Origin of the sequence: Virgibacillus byunsanensis, from assembly GCF_042675965.1 — a bacterium.
In the GTDB taxonomy this organism is placed as follows: Bacteria; Bacillota; Bacilli; order Bacillales; family Amphibacillaceae; genus Virgibacillus_R; species Virgibacillus_R byunsanensis.
The window spans coordinates 1-21,055 of the sequence record NZ_JBHTKJ010000016.1; the positions used below are offsets into that span (position 1 = coordinate 1).

The following is a 21,055-nucleotide window of genomic DNA, read 5'->3' on the forward strand; positions in this document are numbered from 1 at the left end:
AATAACATTTTTGAATGCGAAACTTGGTCGCTTATCATTTAAGTTAGATAGGTTCCAAAAGCAGTTATTTTCTCTTGAAAATGACACGAAAAGTGCCGTTTTCGGTGGAAAGAAGTTGTTCAAACACCAATACACCTTGGACACTTATATTCAAAATCATGATAAGTGGAAAAGAGACTTTCATCAAAAACGATATAGTCGAATGACGATTAGTGGTCGTAAGGATGCAAAGGATGGAAACTTCGTTTTTCATTACAATACAGAGAGTAGCGCTCTTTCTTTTCAAACACCTGACGGTGTATATGTGGAGATTCCTAAGCTTGTATTTCCTTATGGACAAGAGCAAGTTAATAAAGCTATCGACACGCAAGTTTCGTTAAAAGATAAAAAGAAGTACGGAAAGCCTATTTCGTGGTCCGTCGAAGACCACGGTAATTATTATATTTTCAAGTGTATCGTAGATGTACCTGAAAAAGAAGGTAAAAACTACAGCAAAAGTGATGGAGTTATCGGTGTTGACCTGAATGTTGACCATATTGCATGGTCAAACATTAACGCCATTGGTCAGTTTATTAAAAGTGGAGTCCTCCGCTTTGAAATTGAAAATAAAACAAGTGGTCAAATGACAAAAATGATCGAAGCTGAAACCATTGCTTTGGTAGATATGGCTGTTCGTGAAAAGAAACCACTTGTATTAGAAAAATTAGATACGACAAAATCAAAAGTATCCCATGCATACGGCAATAAAAAAGCAAACCGTCGCATGACGGTTTTCGCATATGATAAATTCAATTCAGCCATTAAAAACCGCGCTGAAAAAATGAGGATTCACGTTTACGAAGTGAATCCTGCATACACCAGTCAAATCGGTAAAATGAAATATATGAAACGTTTCGGCATTTCGATTCATCAAGCAGCTTCGTTTGTCATTGCTCGAAGAGCAATGGGTTATAAAGAAAAACTTCCACCAATGTTGCATTCTCTATTACCAGAGAAGATGATAGGTCTGCATCACTGGGCGCAATGGAAGAAAGTCACTACCCTCCTGAAAGACATTCGTACGAGTACATACTATCAATCAGAACTTTTTGACGAAAACCAGTTTCGCGAAAGTGGACTCTTGTTTCGAGGGGCTCTTACAGACTACGAAACAAAAGGAATGGCTAAGTTGAAAAGTAGAAAAACCACAGCCTAGTTGAGCGGGCTATGGTATTCTAGGAATCTACTTGGGTTCTTAGTTTTCTCCTTTTGGGAATCCCCTTCCTCAAAATTTCGTTAGAAATTTAGGTGGGGGGGTAGTTCAATCCGAATACCTGTTACTGAAGTTACAATTCACTGGTTCTTTGCAAATTGTACAAAATAGTCTAATGAATTTGCGTTACTCAATGACCCCTTATTGACTACATTTTCAAGGGATTTTCCCATTAATATCTTTTTTACTGGGATTTCTAATTTTTTGCCGTTCAATGTTTTTGGTAAATCAGAAACTTCATAGATACCTGTTGGAACATGTCGCGGTGTGCATTGTGTACGAATGTGTGATTTTATAGTTTTTTGAATAGCCTCTGTCAATTCTTCACCCTCGGTCATTACGACAAATAGTGGTACGAACGAATCACCGTTTTCTCCTGGAATATCTACTATTAGACTGTCAGCGACTTCTTTCACTTGATCAACTACACGATAAATTTCACTTGTTCCAATTCGAATTCCACCACGGTTAATCGTTGCATCTGAACGTCCGTATATAACACAAGTTCCCCTGTCAGTTATTTTTAGATAGTCCCCATGACGCCAGACACCAGGGAACATATCGAAATAGCTGTCATGCAAACGAGTCCCGTCTTCATCATTCCAAAAATAGATTGGCATGGATGGAAAGGGTTCTGTTAACACTAATTCGCCTACATTCTCTATTTCTCGTTCACCGTCATCGTTATAGCTTTCGATTTTTGCACCAAGTCCACGACACTGTAGTTCACCAGCGTATACCGGAAGGGTTGGGGATCCCAATATAAATGCAGTACATACATCCGTTCCGCCACTTAGAGAGGCAATCCATAGATCTTTTTTTACATTTTCATAGCACCATACAAAACCCTCAGGTGGTAATGGTGAACCTGTTGAGCTAATATTCTTCAAATGACTTAGGTCGAACTCTTCACTAGGTTTAAGTTCATCTTTCATGCATGCAGTAATATAACTTGCACTTGTGCCAAAAACGGTCATTTTTGTTTCCTCAGCAAACTTCCAAAGCATCTTTTTATCGGGGTATGTAGGATTCCCGTCATATAACGTAATGGTAGTTCCTGTTAAAAGTCCTCCTACTAGGAAGTTCCACATCATCCAACCTGTTGTCGTAAACCAGAAAAAGCGGTCATCCTCACCCAAATTAGCGTGAAACGTTAACGCTTTTAAGTGCTCAAGTAATATTCCACCCTGGCTTTGTACGATTGGTTTGGGTTTCCCAGTTGTTCCGGATGAAAAGAGCACCCATAACGGATCATTGAATGGAACATATTCATATGTGAGTGTTAGTTCTCTGTTTGTGTGAATGGCATCCTTCCATCGTATTACATTTTTAAATTTGCTATCATCAGCGCTTTCATTTAAGTAAGGAATGACAACTGTTGCTTCTAACGTTGAAAGCTCGGACTGAATTTTTTCTATGATTGGAGTTCGATCAAAACTTTTCCCACCATAGCTATATCCGTCAACCGTAATCATTACTTTTGGTTCGATCTGTTTAAAGCGATCGATTACGCTTTGGGTACCAAAATCAGGCGATGCACTTGACCATATAGCACCAAGGCTTGCTGTAGCAAGAAATGCCACAACTGATTCATAGATATTAGCAACATAAGCAACGACCCGGTCACCTTTAGTAACACCGATTTTTTTTAATGTTTGTTGGAAGGCGGCTGTTTCCTGATAAAGTTGCTTCCACGTGATTTCAGTTGTCTGGCGTGTTTCGGAAGCATGGATAATAGCTGATTTATTTTCATCACGGTTTCTAAAGATATGCTCTGTATAATTAATCGTTGCTTCAGGGAACCATTTTGCACCAGGCATTTGGTGAGAGGTTAATATTGTTTTATATGGACTTTTGGCTTGAATTTTAAAGTATTCCCAAATGGATTCCCAAAAATGTTCTAGTTCATTCACCGACCATTCCCATAGTGAGTGATAATCCTTAAAATCTAATTTTTTATGTTCCTTTAACCATTTCATATAATCGTGTAGATTGGATTGTTCTTTCCAACTATTACTAGGTTCCCACAACAAAGTTCCTTCTTCTATACGGCTCATCCTAACCCTCCTGAACATTTGGACTATTATAACTATTATATGGAACCGCTTACTATGTGTAAAGTCGAGAGCAATTTGACGGGTTTGCATAGACAAAAAAGCGGCACTATTATAGGGTTTACCGTTTTGACATATTCATTAGCATCTTCAGGAATCGGACAGCTGATCACAACCATCCGGAAATTAAGTCTCTCATCTATTATTATTGTTATTATGGAACTTATTTTTTTGCAGGCCGTATTGTTTTGTTGAATATGCTCATCATAATAACAAAACATAGATTCTGAGGTGTTATTTTGAAAAATGTAACGAGCGTATTTTGGTATGCAATTGCAATTTGTGTAATCGTCGTTATTTGGGGTGCGACGGCTCCCGTTAATTTAGAGTCAGTTTCGGCAACGGCGACAGCGGTAATCTCAGACTATTTTGGCTGGTATTATATGTTGGTCGTTTTTGCGATGATTGTTTTTTGTTTATACTTGGTTTTTTCTAAGTTCGGTAAGATTAAATTAGGAAAAAAAGAGGATAAACCAGAATTTAGTTTACCAGCCTGGTTCGCCATGCTGTTTAGTGCAGGGATGGGAATAGGCCTTGTTTTTTTTACGACAGCTGAACCTATTTCACATGCTTTCACAAGTACACCCGGAGCAGAACCTGGATCAGCTCAGGCGATACAGGAGTCATTACAATACTCGATATTTCACTGGGGACTTCATGGTTGGGCGATCTACGGGATTATAGCATTAGTACTGGCGTATTTTAAATATTATAAAGAATCACCTGGGTTAATTAGTGCAACTCTTGTACCACTTTTTGGAGAAAAAGCAATGCATGGTACATGGGGGAGAGTAATTGATACACTTGCTGTATTTGCCACGATAGTAGGGGTTGCTTCTACACTTGGTTTTGGATCAGCGCAAATTAACGGGGGCTTAACATTTTTATTTGATGCACCTAAAACGTTTTGGTTTCAGCTTTTAATACTTGTTGTAGCAACAGCCTTATTTATTCTATCAGCATGGACTGGTCTTGGAAAAGGTATTAAGTATTTAAGTACGATCAATATGGGCTTAGCTACCATTTTAGTAATAACGTTGTTTATCGTAGGTCCTAGCATATATATCCTAAATATGTTTACGAGCACGATCGGTAATTACTTGTCGAATATTCTTGATATGAGTTTTCAATTAAAGCCTTTAGATGATGAAGATAGAGGGTGGATTGATAGCTGGACTATTTTTTACTGGGCTTGGTGGATTTCATGGGGACCTTTTGTAGGTATGTTTATTGCTCGAGTATCAAAGGGGCGTACAGTAAGACAATTTATTACTGGAGTGTTATTAGCACCTACATTAGTTACAATTATCTTTTTTTCAGTGTTTGGAGTATCTGCATTAAACTTAGAGCAAAATGGGATTGCAGAAATATCAAGTTTAGCTACAGAAGTCGCTACATTTGGTACATTAGAACATTATCCATTAGGTGAGATCATGTCGTTTATTACCATTTTGGTCATTGCTATCTTTTTCATCACTTCAGCTGACTCAGCGACGTTTGTATTGGGTATGTTCTCGACAAATGGCAGTTTAAATCCCAAAAATACAGTAAAGGTTATTTGGGGACTAACATTAGCAGCCATGGCAGCAATTGTAGTTTACTTTGGAGGCATACAAGGTTTCCAAAACCTCCTAATCATCGTAGCACTACCATTTTCCTTCATCCTAATCCTGATGAGCGTATCCTTTTACATCACAGCCAAAAAGGAACTATAGTAGTGCCTTCGAGATTTATGTCGAATCCAAAAACCCCTCGCAATGTGCGAGGGGTTTCCGAGTTTATTCTGCTAATTTATCAGCAAACGCTTTAACATATGGTGGTAAGTCTGGTGGTCGACGGCTTGATACAAGGTGTCCATCAACAACTACTGCTTCATCGACCCATGTTGCTCCAGCGTTTGTCATGTCATCTTTAATACCTGGTGTACTCGTAACCTGCTTGCCTTGTAAAATATCAGCAGAGATAAGTACCCAGCCTGCATGACATATTTGGCCAATTGGTTTTTTGGCTTGGTCCATCATGCTAATAAATTCTAAAACTTCCGGATAGCGTCTTAATTTATCAGGTGCCCATCCACCAGGAACTAGAATCGCATCATAGTCGTCTGCTTTAATATCGGTAAATGCATACGCTGATTCAGCTGGTACACCATACTTACCAATATATTTCTTATCAGCCTCTTTTCCGACTAGATGAACTTCTGCACCTTCCTCTTGTAGACGTAATACTGGATACCAAAGCTCAAGATCTTCAAAGTCGTGATCGACAAGTGCAATTACTTTTTTAGTCTTAAGTCTCATACAAAGTCTCCCCACACATATTTTGCCCTAGTGTAACAGAGAGAAATCGAGATATCGAAAAAAGTGTTTGTCATGATGATTGATACCTAATTCGAATACTCGGCATATTTTGCAAATGAATTCTCATCCTCAATAAGGCCACAGGAACCACATTGTATTCTGTACTTTGGACCATTATAAGCTACATGAAAAACCTCTAAGTCACCATTTTCATAACTGTTCGTTACCTCACCCGTTTGTGGATCTAATTTTACTGGGCTTGCAACTTGCTCAATTAGGTTAAACCGCGACCGATTTGTTTTACAATTTGGACATCGATATTGTTGTGCCAGTAGAAACACCTCCAAATCTCACTTTCCTCTTATATTGCCTTATGTGATGATTTATATTCGAGATGTTCTAAAACGCTATGTAAACCAACGTTTTATTCTGGAAGAGAATGTTTCTTCCTGAGTATTTTTTTCTTCTTCACTTTCCTCTTTGATAAAAATATCTTTTTTATCGATTGCATAATCATAAGTCAATACAGCCCCAATATCTGTGTCACTTTCCTCGTTTGTAATTGTCGTATAGGGTATGTTTTGCTTAGTTGCTAATGCTTTTTCTTCTGCTAAAAACTTATACGAAACATGCCCATTAATTAATAACTCAGTGTTTGGATGCTTTTGCATGGCCTCTTCTAACTTCACAAGACCTTTATCTGACATTATTTGCCCTTTCGTTAGTACAATTACAATACGTTCTCTCAGAGTGCCTAGATATTTTTTTCGTTCTGCTTGTTTTGGCTTTCTTGCTCCATATATTCCTTCTGTAAGATAATCATCTACATCTTTTTTGCTCATATCTATTCCTCGCTTTTTTAAGTAGATAAGAAATAAAACTTTCTTATCTGCATAAGTGCAACTAGGTCATTCGCCATATAGGCTTTGCGAATGCCAAGTTTTCTAAGAAAATCTACATTAATTGTACTAAGTTGGACTTTTAGAAGCAATTAAAAGTATATATTAAAAAACCTTAAGCGATTCACTTTTTACATGAATCGCTTAAGATTATGCTAGGAATTAACTTCGTTTTACGCGTCGATCAGCTGCACGACTTCTTGCCTGGGCTTCCTTGTCGTCATGATCAGCAAATTCTTCCGAAAACTCCACATCAATACCATCTTTAATTTGATTCTTAGGTGTTTGTGCAAGACGGTTTCTTCCATTTGAATTGTTGTGTTCGTCTCTTCCCATCGTATCCACCTCTTTTAAAAGTAGTTACATGGATAGTATGTGTAAAAAATAAAGTTGTACTACAGAAAAATGTTATTTGCGATCTCCGCCTAAAATATCAAATAATCCTCCAGCTACACTGCCTTCTCCTTTAGAACCACCTCTTTCTGGTGCAGCAGCAAATACTCTGCTTGCAAGTCTGCTGAATGGAAGAGATTGAATCCAAACAGTACCCGGGCCACGTAAAGTTGCGAAGAACAGACCTTCGCCACCGAATAAAGCAGTTTTGACACCGCTGACAAACTCCACATCATAGTTGATGTCTCCGGTCATGGCAACTAGACACCCAGTATCGACTCGTAATGTTTCTCCAACTCCCAGCTCTCTTTTATGCATGGTACCGCCAGCATGGACAAAAGTCATTCCATCTCCTTCAAGCTTTTGCATAATAAATCCTTCACCACCAAAGAACCCCGCACCAATTTTCTTTTGGAACTCAATTCCTACAGAAACACCTTTAGCAGCTGCAAGAAAAGCATCTTTTTGACAAATTAACTTACCATCAATTTCACTTAAATCCATCGGAATAATTTTTCCTGGATATGGAGAAGCGAAAGACACGTGTTTTTTTCCTGTACCTTCATTGGTAAAAGTGGTCATAAAAAGGCTTTCACCAGTGAGAACACGTTTTCCAGCACCAAGCAATTTCCCCATAAAGCCTCCGCCCTGCTCTTCAGAACCGTCACCAAAAATCGTATCCATACGAATTTGGTCGTCCATCATCATTAAGCTTCCTGCTTCTGCAATTACGGTTTCCTGTGGATCAAGCTCAACTTCAACAAATTGCATGTCATCACCGTGTAGTTTGTAATCAATCTCATGGTTATTCAATTTTTTCAACCCTCTCCAATGTGTATTAATAGATTGTACGTATAAACCATAAATTAGATTCGTTTATTACGTATCTTCACAAATAATTATATGCTTTATTTCATATACTAGGATAGTATACGTAAGTATAAATAGGAGGATAAGTTATGGCACAGAACATTACGCAAAAATTAATAAAAGACCATCTTGTAACAGGGGAGATGACCCCGGGTGAGGAAATTGGGCTTAAAATTGATCAGACATTAACCCAGGATGCAACAGGAACTCTAGTTATGTTAGAACTAGAAGCAATGGAATTGGAACGTGCTAAGACCGAAGCTTCAGCACAATATGTAGATCACAATGTGATACAAGAAGACAGTAAGAACCCAGATGATCACTTATTCTTACATAGTGCTACTCGAAAGTTTGGAATGTATTATAGTCGACCGGGAAATGGGGTAAGTCATCCTGTTCATATGCAACGGTTAGCGAAACCAGGTAAAACATTACTCGGCTCTGACAGTCACACATGCGCAAATGGGTGTATGGGGATGCTTGCAATGGGTGCTGGTGGAATAGATGTTGCTTTAGCTATTGCAGGAGAACCCTTTTTTGTTAAAATGCCCAAAGTTTGGGGCATAAAGCTAACAGGTGAGCTTCCTGAGTGGGTAAGTGCTAAGGATATGATTTTAGAGCTACTTCGTCGTTATGATGTAAAAGGTGGGGTTGGGCGAGTTATTGAATATTACGGTCCTGGAATTGAAACGTTAAGTGCAATGGACCGTCATGTAATAGCAAATATGGGTGCTGAGCTCGGAGCAACTGGAACTGTATTCCCTTCAGATAAAGAAATTAAACGATTTTTAAAAGAGCAAGGCCGTGGTGATGATTGGATGGAACTAGTTGCAGATAAAGACGCAACGTATGATATCCATGATGAGTTAAACTTGTCTGAAGTGGAGCCGATGGTAGCTAAGCCTTCTAGTCCTGGTAATGTCGTGACTGTTAAAGAGATTGCAGGAACACCAATATACCAATCCTATGTGGGCTCTTCTGCAAATCCAGGATTTCGGGATTTTGCAATTGCTGCAAAAATAGTCAATGGCAAGCAAATTGCGCAAGATTTGTCATTTGATATCAACCCGACATCAAGACAAATGCTGACAGATTTAGTGAAAGAAAGCCATATCGCGAGTCTTCTTCAATCTGGTGCTCGTTTACATCAAGCAGGTTGTAATGGATGTATTGGTATGGGGCAAGCGCCTGCTACTGGGAGAAACAGTTTGCGGACTACACCAAGAAACTTCCCTGGACGATCTGGAACACGTGAGGATAGTGTGTTTTTATGTAGTCCAGAAACCGCAGCTGCCTCAGCTCTAACAGGGGAAATTACAGATCCAAGAACTTTGAAAATGAATTACCCAAAAGCGAGAGATCCAAAGAATCCAACCATAGACGTTAATTTGCTTGATGAACCATTACCTTTACAAGAAGCAAAGAAAATAAAATTGGAAAAAGGGCCGAATATTGCTTCCATCCCACAGATGGACCAAATGCCTGATGAAATAGAGCTGCCGATTCTGTTAAAAATGGGAGATAATATTTCCACAGATGAAATACTTGCAGGAGGGGCGCGTGTGCTACCGTACCGTAGTAACCTTCCTGAGATTAGTAAATTCACCTTTGAGATAATTGATGATACGTACTATCAACGTGGAAAGGATTCAGTGGAAAAGGGAGGACACGCAATAGTTGGTGGATTTAATTATGGTCAAGGTTCAAGCCGTGAGCATGCAGCCTTGGCGCCAAGATACCTTGGGCTTCGTGTTGCGTTAGTGAAAGATTTCGCTCGGATTCACTGGCAAAATCTCGTTAATTTTGGAGTTCTTCCATTAACGTTTGTTAATGAAGAGGATTATGACCTTCTTAGCCAAGGAGATGTAATTGAAGTAAAAGGGTTAAGAGAAAAAGTAAAACAGGGGACAGATTTCTCGGTTAATATAAAAGGTAAAAATCAAGAAATTAAAGTGAAAGCAGCATTATCGGATCGTCAAATCGACATTATGTTAAAAGGTGGAATAATAAACTGGGCAAAAGATCGACAAAAGATCTAATAGCCATATGAGGAGGGTTGTAAGTGGATAGACAGCATACATGTAAGGCATGCGAAGGAACTGGAATGCTTTCAGATGATGAGGGCTGGCAATACAAGTGCAGTGTTTGCAATGGAGATGGATCGTATAGTCAAGCTGATACGACCAGATCTGCAAGAGTTATGTCAGTGGATGAAAATAATCGATTGCTTGACTAGAACATAAGAAAAACTACCTGTTCACATATGTGGGCAGGTAGTTTGTTTTTCGTAAGCCATGTTGCAGTTCACTTTTGATTTAATGTGGCATAGTTCCTTGTATTGGTGCAAAGCTATTCATAAGACCTTGCATGTCTTGCTGTTGTAATTGTGGAACTTGATAATATTGATTTTTGTTTTGGTATAAAAATACTTCATAAGCCATTTCTACTAGGTTAGGTACGCTGTCTGCGAATACTCTTCTTAAAACAGGATTGGTAGTCTCAAGTGACGCCATGGTAAAAGCAGAAGCTGAAGATTTCAGTACACCCATCATATAGCTTGAAACACACTGGTCGTTTATTTCATTGACAGATTGAGCAGGTGCTTTTGGTTGAGATGGCTGCATGCCGTATACAACATCATTATTTTGAGCCATGTGATAGGTTTGCGTTTCTACTTGTGGCTCCTGTCCTGTTTTTAACGTCTCGACGCATGTGTTGTATAGCTGGTTTAAAAATGCCCGGTGCTGTTGAAGCATGGATTTTAATTCTGGGTCCTGAATGTGCTGCTCATACAATAAGTATTGTTCTAATCCCCCAGTTAAACCTGACATCGCTTCATGGGCATCAAAAAGCTCATGCCCTCCGTGACTTTGGTTAGCGGGCATTTGCGATGATCCCTGTAGATTTTGTTGATTTTGATTTTGCACTATATATAACCTCCTAAAGTATAGTCTTAGTTATTTTGAGCTAAATTGATGAAGTTATTCATGTAGTCATAATCCAAAATCTAATTTCTACAGCATGACGATTGAAGAAATTTTTGGGATATATAAACGTAAAATAGGGTTATTTTGATTTGCTTGTTAGGTAGGATTAGCGGACGTGGAGAAGTGTGTTTTTAGTATATAGAGGGAGTATAAAACTTTCTTATCTACATAAGTGCAACGTTGTCTTTCGCCATTAAGGCTTGGCGATAAGCCGAGCTTTCTAAAAAGTAAAGAAAGTATATAACTTAAAAGTTTTGTACATTTATCTACAGAATCAGCCACGTCCAGCTCCAGCGCCCAACGACTAGTGGGCTTCCTGATCCTCCTTACGATAAGTCAACATCGATTCGCTTACGCTCTTCGTGTTTCCTTTATCTCATGCGGATAAGTCCAGCCCATACGTCGCTATACGGGCGCTTGCGCTTTTGTCCTTGTCTAGGAAACTATAAAATTTTATGGTTGTGGATAACTTTTTGTGTTATGATTCAGGCATCATATCATGGGAGAAGTGAAATGGCTAAAAATTCTGGGGTAATAAAACAAATGCTTCAAGAACATTTTGCAGGTTTTTGGTATCTGAACTGCGATCGTTTTCCTGAAAATTATCGCGATGATATAAAAGAAACAGTTGAGAAAACAATGAGTTGTGGATCAAGAGATATTGGTTATGCTCGATATGAATGTTTTGGGTGTGAAAATTCGATTCCTAAATTTGTCTGTTTTACTTGTAAAAGCAGATTTTGTCATCGTTGCGGAAAGAAATATACAGACGATTGGGCAGATAAACAACAGGAAATGATCTTTGATGTTCCGCATCGCCATATGGTATTCACTATCCCAAAAGAATTACGTCAGTTATTTTATGATGATCGTAAGCGGCTAAATGAATTAAGTAAACAAGTTGCGGATGTATTTCAGTATCATCATGATCAAAGAAATAAAGAAAAAGGTTTACGTTCAGGTGTCATTACAGTTATCCATACGTTTGGAAGAGATCTTAATTTTAATCCACATATACACGCTCTAGTTACAGAAGGAGCATTAGATAACGAGAACAACTGGGTACATACTGGATACATACCATATGAGTATTTAAGAAAATCATGGCAAAAAGTTGTATTAGATTTGGTGAAAGAATGGTTTCCAATGGACCTAAAAGTTAGAGAGCTAATCGATGATTTATATCGAAGATATCCGAATGGTTTTTATGTGAATGCAGAAAAAAAGATGAAGAATGCAAAACAAGTAGCGAAATATATTGGGCGTTATTTAGCACGTCCAGCAATTGCAGAGTATCGTATCGTTGAGTATGATGGGAGAACCGTTCACTATTGGTACGAAGATCATCGCACAGGAAAACGGGTAGAAAAAAAGGCATCCGTATATAAATTCTTATTTGAATTACTTCAACACATTCCCCCAAAACATTTTCGGATGGTTGGAAGGTATGGATTATATAGTAGAAGATCTCATCGTAAGGCTCAACAAATACTAAGTTTACATGAATTTATGAGAACCAAACAAATTACATTATTACTGCAGACGAAACGTAAGAAAAAAAGATATCGTGAACGTATGATAGAGTCTTTTGAACAAGACCCTCTCAAGTGTCCACGTTGCCATCAGGAGATGGATCTTGTAGGGATATGGCATAAGGATTACGATTGGATGTTTCACTATATGGAGGACATAGAAAAGGAGAGATGTAAAAGATATGGAATTTCCAAAAGACAAAAAGCAGGATGACTCCTCTAAAGACCTAGATTGGTTAAATGAGGAAGACCCTTTTGGTTTAGACGAAGAAATGGAAATTGTCACATTTAAATGTTTAGACTGTAAGAAAACGGATGAAGTACCTGAATACATCATCGGTGAATTTAGTGTGGATTTAAACAAAGGGGAAGAAGTAGAACTTCATTGTCCTTACTGTAATGGCACTATGATAGAAGCGAGAGACGTCCCAAGTGATTAGTTCTCACTTGGGACGTGATAGAGGCGCGTTAGCGCTTTTGTTCTAGTTGTTTGGACTCTAATTGTGGGTTGTAGTAATAGCACCAAGGATGATGCTATGACAGATACACTAACCGGTATGTGGGAGGGTGTGATTAATATACCTAAACAACCGCTAAACATTATGGTTAATTTTGGAAAAACGAGGAATGGAAAGAGACGATTAGTATTCCCGCTCAGGGGATAAGTCACTACCCGTGGATACACCAGCATTTTGTTTTCGATGAAAATACAAGGAGAACTCATCACATTTAATGGAAAACTAGATGACACAACAATAGAAGGTACGTTTAAACAGATCTTCCTTTAGCTGGAGAGTTGATAGAGGGCATTGTGGGTTTTTTAAGTAATAGTAATTTTAAAAAATAAGTATAAATATTAATTTTATCGTGTAAAGCATGTTTGAAATTATCATTTTGGTCTTGGGGAAACTTCTATTACTATATTCAAAACAACTTGGAAAATATTATTTTGCTCATTCGTTAATAAATTAGTTCCTATGTATAATTTTCTGTAATCATGATAGAAGGTAGTGTTCATGAATTACGGATGAAAGGAGCGATTTATGTGCATTTAAGTGAAGAGGAATTTGAGCGCGCAATGAAATGGTATGAGGGGGTTGATAAATATGAAACAAGATGCTTTAAGTGTAAAGAAGTAGTTTGGGAGTCGGACTGCACATTAGTGACTGATGGAAAGGAGGTTTTTCTGGAAGTATGTAAAGAGTGCGTTGGGTATTATATTGACCTTAAGAAACAGCTTGAGGATGAACAAAAAGAGTCATTGTAAAATCTTTATCAAAAATAGACGATAAAACCCCCATATTCAAGGAATGAGAAAGGCGTCATCCCAGTAAGTAAGCGGGGGATGAATCGTCTTCGGACAAGGAATGACTTTTGCCATCTAATAGGTCGGACATACAACCAGAAGAAACAAACGTCTTTTTCTGCCTCCTTTTTGGTATAATTGGATAGAGGGGGTGAAAATCACTTTCCTCTAATAGTCGAAAGAATTTAGGGTTTGGATAGATGTAGGACTAAATGACTTTGCTACTCTTTCAGATGGTACAGTTTAAAGCCATTATCTGGCAAAAGCAATTAGTGAAGTATCATGGTCACAATTTTAGAATAATGCTAGAATAAAAAGCGAAATGGTACGGAAAAGAAGTCGTTACCGTAGCTAAAAACTTTGCATCAAGTCAGCTATGTTCTAATTGCGGTCACAAACACAAAGACGTTAAAAATCTTGCTTTGCGTGAATGGACGTGTCCAACGTGCAACAGTCATCACCAAAGAGATATTAACGCAAGTATCAATCTTCGTAATGAAGCATTACGATTAACCGCAGGAAATGCGGGGAAAGCCTAAGCAGACCGATAGGTTGGTGTTCTTAGGAATCCCCTACTTTAATCAGACCGTAAGTCGATAAGTGGTGGGTAGTTCAAGGTACCATGAAAGAAAGTGATTCAGGAAATACTTTATAAACATGGGGGAGGTTAAAATCATGCATGAAAAAGAACCCACTCAATTGGATAACAGAATACATTTAATCGATGGGTTTGATTTGACTGTACCAGAACGTACAGGTACATATGTCATTGATGAAGCGGAATTAACCATCGTAGAAACGGGTCCAAGTCCGTCTGTGAAGTACATAAAAAATGGGCTGGATTCATTAGGGTTTTCACTTGATCAAGTGAAATATATTATTGTGACGCACATACACCTTGATCACGCTGGTGGGGCAGGCTTATTAATAAAGGAATGTCCGAATGCGGTTGTTGTTGTTCATCCAAAAGGGGCCAGACATTTGGAAAACCCTAAGAGATTGGCTGCAGGTGCTCGTGCCGTATATGGTGACAGCTTTTCTGAACTATTTGATCCAATTATCCCTGTCCCAGAAGAGCGCTTATTGATAAAAGGGGAAGGCGATACACTTGAAATTGGAGCAGATTGCACACTGCAATTTTTAGATACACCAGGACATGCAAAACATCACTTTAGCATTTATGATCCAGTAAGCAACGGTATGTTTACTGGTGATACTGTTGGGATCAGGTACGAGCAATTGATTCGGGAAGGAGTTCCCTTATTTTTGCCATCGACCTCACCTAACCAGTTTGACCCCGAAGCAATGCAAGCGGCTATTAATCGAATGCTAGCTATGAATCTTGATCGAATCTACTATGGGCATTTTGGTATGACCAATAAGACAGAAGGTGCATTGTGTCAAGTATCCCAGTGGCTTGAGGTGTTTGTGGAAGTAGGAGAACAGGTTGTTGCAGAACGAAAAGGGTATGATGAACTTTCACAACGGTTGCTTGAACGTGTAAAAAGGCATTTACGCACACTTAACGTACCCGATGAACACGAAGTTTATGTTTTGATTAACTTAGATATGCAAGTTAGCGCACTTGGAATTATTGATTATTTTAAGACTTTAAAGCAGTAGATTTGAAGCTATATATGAGAAAGCCTGTCGTTTGTCAATATTTGACAAGTGACAGGCTTTCTTTACTTTTGGCTGTTTTTGTAAAGGTTGTAGCTTTTGAGGGAATAGATATATAATGCGATTTTATTGCCGCAGATTGATTCAGAATTCCCAGCGTCTATGTCAGGTAAAATTATTCATGATCTTTTAAGAGAGAAGTTAGGTTATAGTGGTGTTGTAATCACAGATGATATGACGATGAAGGCTATAACAGATAACTTTGATATTGGAGAAGCATCCGTTAAATCTGTACACGCTGGGAGCGATATAATTATGGTTGCTCATGATTTTCAAAAAATAATGTATGTATTTGAAACACTAAAAGAGGCAGTTGAAAATGGAGAAATAACTGAAGAAAGAATTAATGAAAGCGTAAACAGGATTCTTCGATTGAAAAGTGAATATAATATTGCAGATCTAGACTAATTACCTGTCACACGATTCGCATGTGACAGGTTCCTATCAATCTTCAGTTCTTGTAAACGTTAAAATTAAAAAGAATAGGAAGCTTAATAATAAAATGGATCCTCCAACGATAAAGAATACAGTGATAAAAGGCTCAGGGATGTCGAATGGTTTTAGATAATAAAGCCACATGCCAACTGTTAATCCAATTGAACCAATGATTGCTGTAAAGACATGAAACGTGGCAAGAAGCTTATTCGCTGGTGTAAATAACTTATAGTATACGGCCCAAGCGAATAGGGTAAGCCAACCGACAACTAATAGGTGTGCATGTACGGTTCGAAACTCATAACCACCAGCACCTGCCATATGTGATCCTAAAAATGCTCCTATAAATGCAAAGACTGCAGAAAAACGAAGCAATGTTTTACTATACGAATTCAAAGTTATTCTCCCCTTCATTCCAACAAGCTTTATATGTTCAAAGCATAACCTATTATAGGGACGCTTGTCATTCTCAAGAGATTATTTTCAAAATACCAGTTGACTTCTAAAGTGTATTAAACGTATAATACACCTCAAGGGTGTATGAAGCTATTAATACATGGATTATTTTGCGGACGGTGTATTAATCGCCTAATACAGTTTTCGGGATAAAAGAGGTGTAGGAGTTGTGTATATGAAGGTGAATTTTAATAATAGGGATCCTGTTTATGTACAGGTTGTTCATCATTTTAAAGAACAGATCGCAACAGGGATGCTAGAACCAGGACAGGAGATCCCCTCACGTCGAGAATTAGCTAATAAGTTGAAAATCAATCCAAACACAGCACAGCGAGCATATAAAGAAATGGAGGAACAAGCTTTGATTCATACAGAGCGAAATTCACCAAGTCGTATTACGAAAGATGAACAAATTTTAAGCTCAGTCAGAGAGGAGCTTATTATACAAGCGGTGGATACCTTCATAAACTCCATCCGTTCGATAAACGTCCCAGTTGAGGAAGTGGTGGAAATGGTCAAAGAAAAGTATGCGAAAGAGAACAATGAATGGAGGGAGAAACATGATTGAAGTAAAAGATATTATAAAGAAATTTGGTCGAAAAAAAGTGTTAAATGGCGTTTCATTCACAGCCAATAAAGGCGAAATCACATGTCTTATTGGAATAAATGGAGTAGGCAAGACAACCATTCTAAATGCTATCATGGCGCTTACTCCCATTAATAGTGGAAGGATCACAGTTAACGGTGAAAAGTTACATAAAGACAGTTATGAAAATATTACCTTTATTCCTGATGCGATTACCATGCTCCCTCAGATGACGATAGCTGAATCGATGCAATTTATGCAGGATTTTTATCAAAACTGGAATCAGGATCGAGCAGTAGAATTACTTGGATTCTTTAAGTTAAAGGAAGATGAAAAAATTGCTCACTTATCAAAAGGTAATACGGCAAAGGTTAATTTACTTCTTGGCCTTGCACTGGATGTTGATTTTCTCTTAATGGATGAGCCATTTTCTGGTATAGATATTTTCAGTCGTGAACAAATTGCCGAAGTATTTACAAGTCATTTGGTGGAAGGCCGTGGTGTTATTATCACGACACATGAAATAAGTGATATTGAACATTTGATTGATAAAGTAGTGTTACTTGATAACGGAGAAGTATTAAAAGAATTCAATAGCGAAGAGGTTCGTGAAAAGGAAGGGAAATCCGTTGTTGATGTGATGAGAGAGGTGTACAGACCATGAGGAAATATCTAAAACTTGTAGACTTTGAACTAGGTCGTTTTTTTAAAATTTATCTTGTATTAATAGCAATCACAATCGTAACTCAAATTGCAGGCGTCATCGTTAAATCAAACAAATATTTGAGTCAGGCTGATAAGCAAATTTATGAAGAACTAATACCTAAAGCACAATTTCTAGAACAGTATGGGACGATGTCATTTATGCAAGTGATGACAAGTGCTTGGTTTATGGGACCAATTGCATTATGTATTGCTGCACTCATCTTTTATATATTTCTAATCTGGTATCGCGATTGGTTTGGAAAAAACACATTCATCTACCGGTTATTAATGCTTCCAACTGCACGATTAAATGTGTTTCTGGCTAAGGCAACTTCTATATTTTTAATGGTTCTTGGCTTAATATCGGTGCAATTATTATTGTTACCAGTTGCAAGCACCATTTTAAAGTGGATGGTACCTAAGGACTTTAGAACGGACTTAACTGTAGGTGCTATTACAGATTTTGATTACTTACAAATGCTTATACCAAATACGTTTATTGAGTTTGTAATAAATTATGGTCTAGGTTTTATGGCAGTAACTGTATTGTTTACAGCTATTTTATTTGAGCGAAGCTTTCGCTTGAAGGGAATCTTGTTAGGGATAGCGTATAGTGCTATCGCAGTTATCATCATTATTTCGCCTTTGTTAATACAAGAATTCCTGTTGGGTGGTTTTTTCTACCCGATTGAACTGCTGATATTGGAAGTAGTAATGGTTATTATAGTGATTGCTGGCTCTATATGGATAAGTAATTATCTACTAAATAAAAAAATAAGAGTGTAGTGGAGGAGATTATAAATGGAGCGTTACTGGAAATTAATTTCAATTGTGTCAGTTGCCGTTCTAACGATCGGGACATTTTATATCCATTCAGTGATAGCAGCTGAAGACTATCCTGAATTTGTCATTACAACAAAAAGTGGTGATGAAGAATTAATAAATTCCTTAACCCTGCGTGGTGATTACGGAGAAGGTTCTCGCAATCGCTTTGTGGGGGAGACCCTTCAATTGTCAAATGAAGGGACAAATTATGCTAGCGAAGCATCTTTTGTGGATAGATGGATCGGAGTAATGTATCAAAATGAAGAATTGAAACGACTTCAGGAAGATTACCGTAATTTTATGAGAGGAAAGAGTGACATTTCAGCAATCTATGAAGATCAAGACAACGTAATATATGCTAATGCTCATGCTACCGTCGTGAATTCGAGTGATTTTTCATTTGACGTGGCAACACTAGATAAGAATGATAATTCTACAACATCATTTGAATTAAAAGTACCGGATTTAAAATACGGATATGTTTATGTAGAAGATGTACAATTGGTAGATGAGAATATAAAAATAATTACGCGTAATTATCCAAAGTATCAGTCAGGGCCTAACACTGAATTTCATGCCTATACTATTGATGTATCTGAGCAAAAAATAGTAAGTGATGAAGTAATAATGGCTGTTGAAGAAAATAATAATAATAGGCATTCGTCTATTAATGCCGTCCAGCAAAGTAACACGACCGGGTCAAGTAACTATATTATTTTTACCAAAGAGGTAATCGAAGAAGCTCAACATGGAGATGGGACGTACACTGCAGAAGTAATTGAAAATGAAGTAATTGTGTACAACATAGAAACTGGTGAACAAGAAGAGCTAGAATTACCTGTGAAGATATCCGGTGCCGTTCCAGAAAATCAAAGAGCAGCCATAAATGGATCAACTGTATATTTTAATGAATTAAACCAAGAGGGTCTAATGATCACAGGCTATAGTCTAGAAAGTAAAGAAATAGAAACTAAACAAACGTTTGATCTAGAAAAAAAAGATAACGACCGAGGAATGGAACAACCTCTAATAAAGATAACGGAGGGTAAAGTTTTTATAGTAAATCGATATAAGGATTTAGATACAGAAGCAACTATTGTTGTGGCTGAGATCGAATCTGGAGAAACATTATTTGAAGGCAAGATCGAAATGAAATATCCAACTCCGGATCAATCTGATTATTCATTGTATTTTTATGATATGGAGATAGCGGGGGATCATCATTGATTGAAGTAAAACGACTGAGTTATGATTTTACATTAGGGAAGGGCAAAAAACAACGGTGCCTGTACTAAATAATGTTTCGTTTCTGAGAAAGGTGAGATTGTATCTGTTGTAGGGAAAAGTGGCTCAGGAAAATCAACGCTATTAAATCTAATTAGTGGATTATTCGTCCAACAAAGGGTGAAATATGGATAGAATCTCAAAAAGGGAATGATTTTTCAGAAGCAAATTTTGCAGACTTAGGCTGAATCATATTGGGTTCATCTTTCAAAGCTTTCAGTTTATTCCTAGTATGACTGCTTTTCAAAATGTTGAATTACCATTAATTTTTAAAGGGGAAAGCGAGTCTAATAGAAAGCAGCAATGGCTTTTGAAGAAGACCTTCCGGAAAGATTGCAATTTTCTTCCATACCATTAAGCCTGGTGCTTATTTCAGTTGGAATTTGTTTAGTTGTTACCATTTTAACTGGTTTTAAAAGCAATGAGGTGTGAGATTTAATAATAATTGTCGAATGTGGTTGGATATGCTAATCGTATCCAACCACATTTTTGTATACTTTATATAGATACTACAAAAAACCAAAGACTATAATCAAATAGCCTTTGGCAGATAATTTTTCATAGTTAACCTGGGAATTCAGAAGAAGGTAGAGGTGTAACTGGGTCTATACACTGAATAGCACAGAAGCAGTCTAAGTCAACTGTTAAACAGATTCCCGTTGCAAGGAAATCGCGTCTGCTATTACCAGGGAAGAAGTCACAAACTCGATCTCCCTCTTCTACAAACGCACCACCCTCTGTAACGGCTACTAGCAATTCTAATTTCACGCAACATTCATCTTCATCAACAAATTTTTTAGCACGGAAAATAGGTGTTTCGAAGCAACCAAAAAAGGTATTACCTGATCTTCCTAATTCATCTTGGAATACTCCACTTGCAATAAATGGAAGGCAATCACCTTTACAATAAAGTATAAACGGAATCGTTGTAGCACCATTTCCATTTCCGTTTGTTGTTGGGGACAGAAGTTGGTCGATTGAACGCTCGCAACTAGTAGAACAGCAGTTATCGTTATTAGTAACCTGATCTTGTGCATCTATGATATCTCTTACCACATCACAAACACAATTCTCATTCTTACTTTTAGTTTTACCACCACTAGCACCAGCTACATTTTTACTACTACAGCCCATTGAAAATCACTCCTTTAGTAATTTTAATTTAGTTTGTTCACTTACTAATGTATGTAAATTGTTGAAGACTGGTTGTTTAAATGGTCTAGTTCTATAAAAATAATTAAGTTGTCTCTATGTAAAAAATGTACACCCGCGTCGGGTGATATGACTGATGCAGAGCAATGATTAGCAACATATAAATATTATGAATCTTCTATACAAGTCTTGTAAGAGATTCAATCTATCAACCCATGAACCACTCCTTTGAAGGCCAACTGATCACTGGCTTTCTTTTTTTGCTAAAATTGAGTCAGA

The 21,055-nt window shown here is 37.7% G+C and carries 23 protein-coding genes and 2 pseudogenes; 16 read left to right on the forward strand and 9 right to left on the reverse strand.

The window, feature by feature from the left end; translation table 11 throughout:
* Positions 1–1,195 (forward strand): IS200/IS605 family accessory protein TnpB-related protein (locus ACFQ3N_RS07265; protein ID WP_390360984.1); only part of this gene is annotated, 1,195 nt, incomplete at its 5' end.
* Between the two features lie 137 nt (positions 1,196–1,332).
* Here the strand turns inward: ACFQ3N_RS07265 and ACFQ3N_RS07270 are convergent.
* Positions 1,333–3,309 carry an acetoacetate--CoA ligase gene (locus ACFQ3N_RS07270; protein WP_390360986.1) on the reverse strand — a complete coding sequence of 659 codons (1,977 nt, stop codon included), beginning with the start codon at positions 3,307–3,309 and terminating at the stop codon, positions 1,333–1,335.
* A gap of 296 nt (positions 3,310–3,605) precedes the next feature.
* Between ACFQ3N_RS07270 and ACFQ3N_RS07275 the strand changes: the two genes are divergently transcribed.
* A complete protein-coding gene (locus ACFQ3N_RS07275) occupies positions 3,606–5,081 on the forward strand; it encodes a BCCT family transporter (RefSeq protein ID WP_390360988.1) in 1,476 nt (491 codons plus the stop codon).
* Positions 5,082–5,144: 63 nt separating this feature from the next.
* On the opposite strand, the gene ACFQ3N_RS07280 is transcribed toward ACFQ3N_RS07275, so the two are convergent.
* The 5 genes from ACFQ3N_RS07280 to ACFQ3N_RS07300 all read right to left on the reverse strand — a co-directional run bounded on the left by ACFQ3N_RS07280 (position 5,145) and on the right by ACFQ3N_RS07300 (position 7,771).
* On the reverse strand, positions 5,145–5,666 hold the full coding sequence (locus tag ACFQ3N_RS07280) for a type 1 glutamine amidotransferase domain-containing protein (protein ID WP_390360989.1): 522 nt from the start codon (positions 5,664–5,666) through the stop codon (positions 5,145–5,147).
* 86 nt (positions 5,667–5,752) lie between these two features.
* A complete protein-coding gene (locus ACFQ3N_RS07285) occupies positions 5,753–5,998 on the reverse strand; it encodes a DNA alkylation repair protein (RefSeq protein ID WP_390361230.1) in 246 nt (81 codons plus the stop codon).
* 75 nt (positions 5,999–6,073) lie between these two features.
* Positions 6,074–6,508 carry a YueI family protein gene (locus ACFQ3N_RS07290; protein WP_390360991.1) on the reverse strand — a complete coding sequence of 145 codons (435 nt, stop codon included), beginning with the start codon at positions 6,506–6,508 and terminating at the stop codon, positions 6,074–6,076.
* A 219-nt stretch (positions 6,509–6,727) separates the two neighbouring features.
* A complete protein-coding gene (locus tag ACFQ3N_RS07295) occupies positions 6,728–6,901 on the reverse strand; it encodes a YfhD family protein (RefSeq protein WP_390360992.1) in 174 nt (57 codons plus the stop codon).
* A 72-nt stretch (positions 6,902–6,973) separates the two neighbouring features.
* Entirely contained in the window at positions 6,974–7,771 is a 798-nt protein-coding gene (locus ACFQ3N_RS07300; protein ID WP_390360994.1) for a TIGR00266 family protein, read from the reverse strand.
* A 146-nt stretch (positions 7,772–7,917) separates the two neighbouring features.
* Here ACFQ3N_RS07300 and ACFQ3N_RS07305 point away from each other — a divergent pair, with 146 nt between their 5' ends.
* Together ACFQ3N_RS07305 and ACFQ3N_RS07310 are read left to right on the forward strand one after the other, a co-directional pair.
* Positions 7,918–9,867, forward strand: coding sequence for an aconitate hydratase (locus ACFQ3N_RS07305; RefSeq protein ID WP_390360996.1), 1,950 nt, complete (start codon positions 7,918–7,920; stop codon positions 9,865–9,867).
* 23 nt (positions 9,868–9,890) lie between these two features.
* Positions 9,891–10,064, forward strand: a complete 174-nt coding sequence (locus ACFQ3N_RS07310) for a hypothetical protein (protein WP_390360997.1) — start codon at positions 9,891–9,893, stop codon at positions 10,062–10,064.
* Positions 10,065–10,143: 79 nt separating this feature from the next.
* Here the strand turns inward: ACFQ3N_RS07310 and ACFQ3N_RS07315 are convergent, their stop codons facing one another.
* Positions 10,144–10,755 carry a spore coat protein gene (locus ACFQ3N_RS07315; protein WP_390360999.1) on the reverse strand — a complete coding sequence of 204 codons (612 nt, stop codon included), beginning with the start codon at positions 10,753–10,755 and terminating at the stop codon, positions 10,144–10,146.
* A gap of 573 nt (positions 10,756–11,328) precedes the next feature.
* Here ACFQ3N_RS07315 and ACFQ3N_RS07320 point away from each other — a divergent pair.
* The 6 genes and pseudogenes from ACFQ3N_RS07320 to ACFQ3N_RS07345 all read left to right on the forward strand — a co-directional run bounded on the left by ACFQ3N_RS07320 (position 11,329) and on the right by ACFQ3N_RS07345 (position 15,741).
* Complete coding sequence (locus ACFQ3N_RS07320; RefSeq protein ID WP_390361001.1) at positions 11,329–12,561, forward strand: IS91 family transposase; 1,233 nt, start codon at positions 11,329–11,331, stop codon at positions 12,559–12,561.
* Entirely contained in the window at positions 12,530–12,787 is a 258-nt protein-coding gene (locus ACFQ3N_RS07325) for a hypothetical protein (RefSeq protein ID WP_390361002.1), read from the forward strand. The genes ACFQ3N_RS07320 and ACFQ3N_RS07325 overlap by 32 nt, the downstream gene beginning before the upstream one ends.
* 557 nt (positions 12,788–13,344) lie before the next feature.
* Positions 13,345–13,614, forward strand: coding sequence for a hypothetical protein (locus ACFQ3N_RS07330; RefSeq protein WP_390361003.1), 270 nt, complete (start codon positions 13,345–13,347; stop codon positions 13,612–13,614).
* A 286-nt stretch (positions 13,615–13,900) separates the two neighbouring features.
* Positions 13,901–14,192: pseudogene (locus ACFQ3N_RS07335) on the forward strand (zinc ribbon domain-containing protein); the annotation flags it as partial.
* A gap of 136 nt (positions 14,193–14,328) precedes the next feature.
* Complete coding sequence (locus tag ACFQ3N_RS07340) at positions 14,329–15,276, forward strand: MBL fold metallo-hydrolase (protein WP_390361005.1); 948 nt, start codon at positions 14,329–14,331, stop codon at positions 15,274–15,276.
* Between the two features lie 126 nt (positions 15,277–15,402).
* Positions 15,403–15,741 carry a glycoside hydrolase family 3 N-terminal domain-containing protein gene (locus ACFQ3N_RS07345; protein ID WP_390361007.1) on the forward strand — a complete coding sequence of 113 codons (339 nt, stop codon included), beginning with the start codon at positions 15,403–15,405 and terminating at the stop codon, positions 15,739–15,741.
* 36 nt (positions 15,742–15,777) lie between these two features.
* Here the strand turns inward: ACFQ3N_RS07345 and ACFQ3N_RS07350 are convergent, their stop codons facing one another.
* Entirely contained in the window at positions 15,778–16,164 is a 387-nt protein-coding gene (locus ACFQ3N_RS07350; protein ID WP_390361009.1) for a hypothetical protein, read from the reverse strand.
* Positions 16,165–16,399: 235 nt separating this feature from the next.
* On the opposite strand from ACFQ3N_RS07350, the gene ACFQ3N_RS07355 reads away from it, so the two are divergent.
* The 6 genes and pseudogenes from ACFQ3N_RS07355 to ACFQ3N_RS07380 all read left to right on the forward strand — a co-directional run bounded on the left by ACFQ3N_RS07355 (position 16,400) and on the right by ACFQ3N_RS07380 (position 20,056).
* Positions 16,400–16,792, forward strand: coding sequence for a GntR family transcriptional regulator (locus ACFQ3N_RS07355; protein WP_390361011.1), 393 nt, complete (start codon positions 16,400–16,402; stop codon positions 16,790–16,792).
* Positions 16,785–17,474 carry an ABC transporter ATP-binding protein gene (locus ACFQ3N_RS07360; protein ID WP_390361012.1) on the forward strand — a complete coding sequence of 230 codons (690 nt, stop codon included), beginning with the start codon at positions 16,785–16,787 and terminating at the stop codon, positions 17,472–17,474. The genes ACFQ3N_RS07355 and ACFQ3N_RS07360 overlap by 8 nt, the downstream gene beginning before the upstream one ends.
* Positions 17,471–18,301, forward strand: coding sequence for a hypothetical protein (locus ACFQ3N_RS07365; protein ID WP_390361014.1), 831 nt, complete (start codon positions 17,471–17,473; stop codon positions 18,299–18,301). The genes ACFQ3N_RS07360 and ACFQ3N_RS07365 overlap by 4 nt, the downstream gene beginning before the upstream one ends.
* 15 nt (positions 18,302–18,316) lie before the next feature.
* The gene (locus tag ACFQ3N_RS07370) at positions 18,317–19,567 is read left to right on the forward strand and encodes a hypothetical protein (RefSeq protein ID WP_390361016.1); all 1,251 of its coding nucleotides are present in this window, start codon (positions 18,317–18,319) and stop codon (positions 19,565–19,567) included.
* Positions 19,564–19,928 (forward strand): annotated as a pseudogene (locus tag ACFQ3N_RS07375) (ATP-binding cassette domain-containing protein); the annotation flags it as partial. The gene ACFQ3N_RS07370 and the pseudogene ACFQ3N_RS07375, both read left to right, overlap by 4 nt.
* A complete protein-coding gene (locus tag ACFQ3N_RS07380) occupies positions 19,928–20,056 on the forward strand; it encodes a hypothetical protein (protein WP_390361248.1) in 129 nt (42 codons plus the stop codon). The pseudogene ACFQ3N_RS07375 and the gene ACFQ3N_RS07380, both read left to right, overlap by 1 nt.
* A 132-nt stretch (positions 20,057–20,188) precedes the next feature.
* On the opposite strand, the gene ACFQ3N_RS07385 is transcribed toward ACFQ3N_RS07380, so the two are convergent.
* The gene (locus tag ACFQ3N_RS07385) at positions 20,189–20,758 is read right to left on the reverse strand and encodes a CotY/CotZ family spore coat protein (RefSeq protein ID WP_390361018.1); all 570 of its coding nucleotides are present in this window, start codon (positions 20,756–20,758) and stop codon (positions 20,189–20,191) included.
* Between the last annotated feature and the right edge of the window lie 297 nt (positions 20,759–21,055).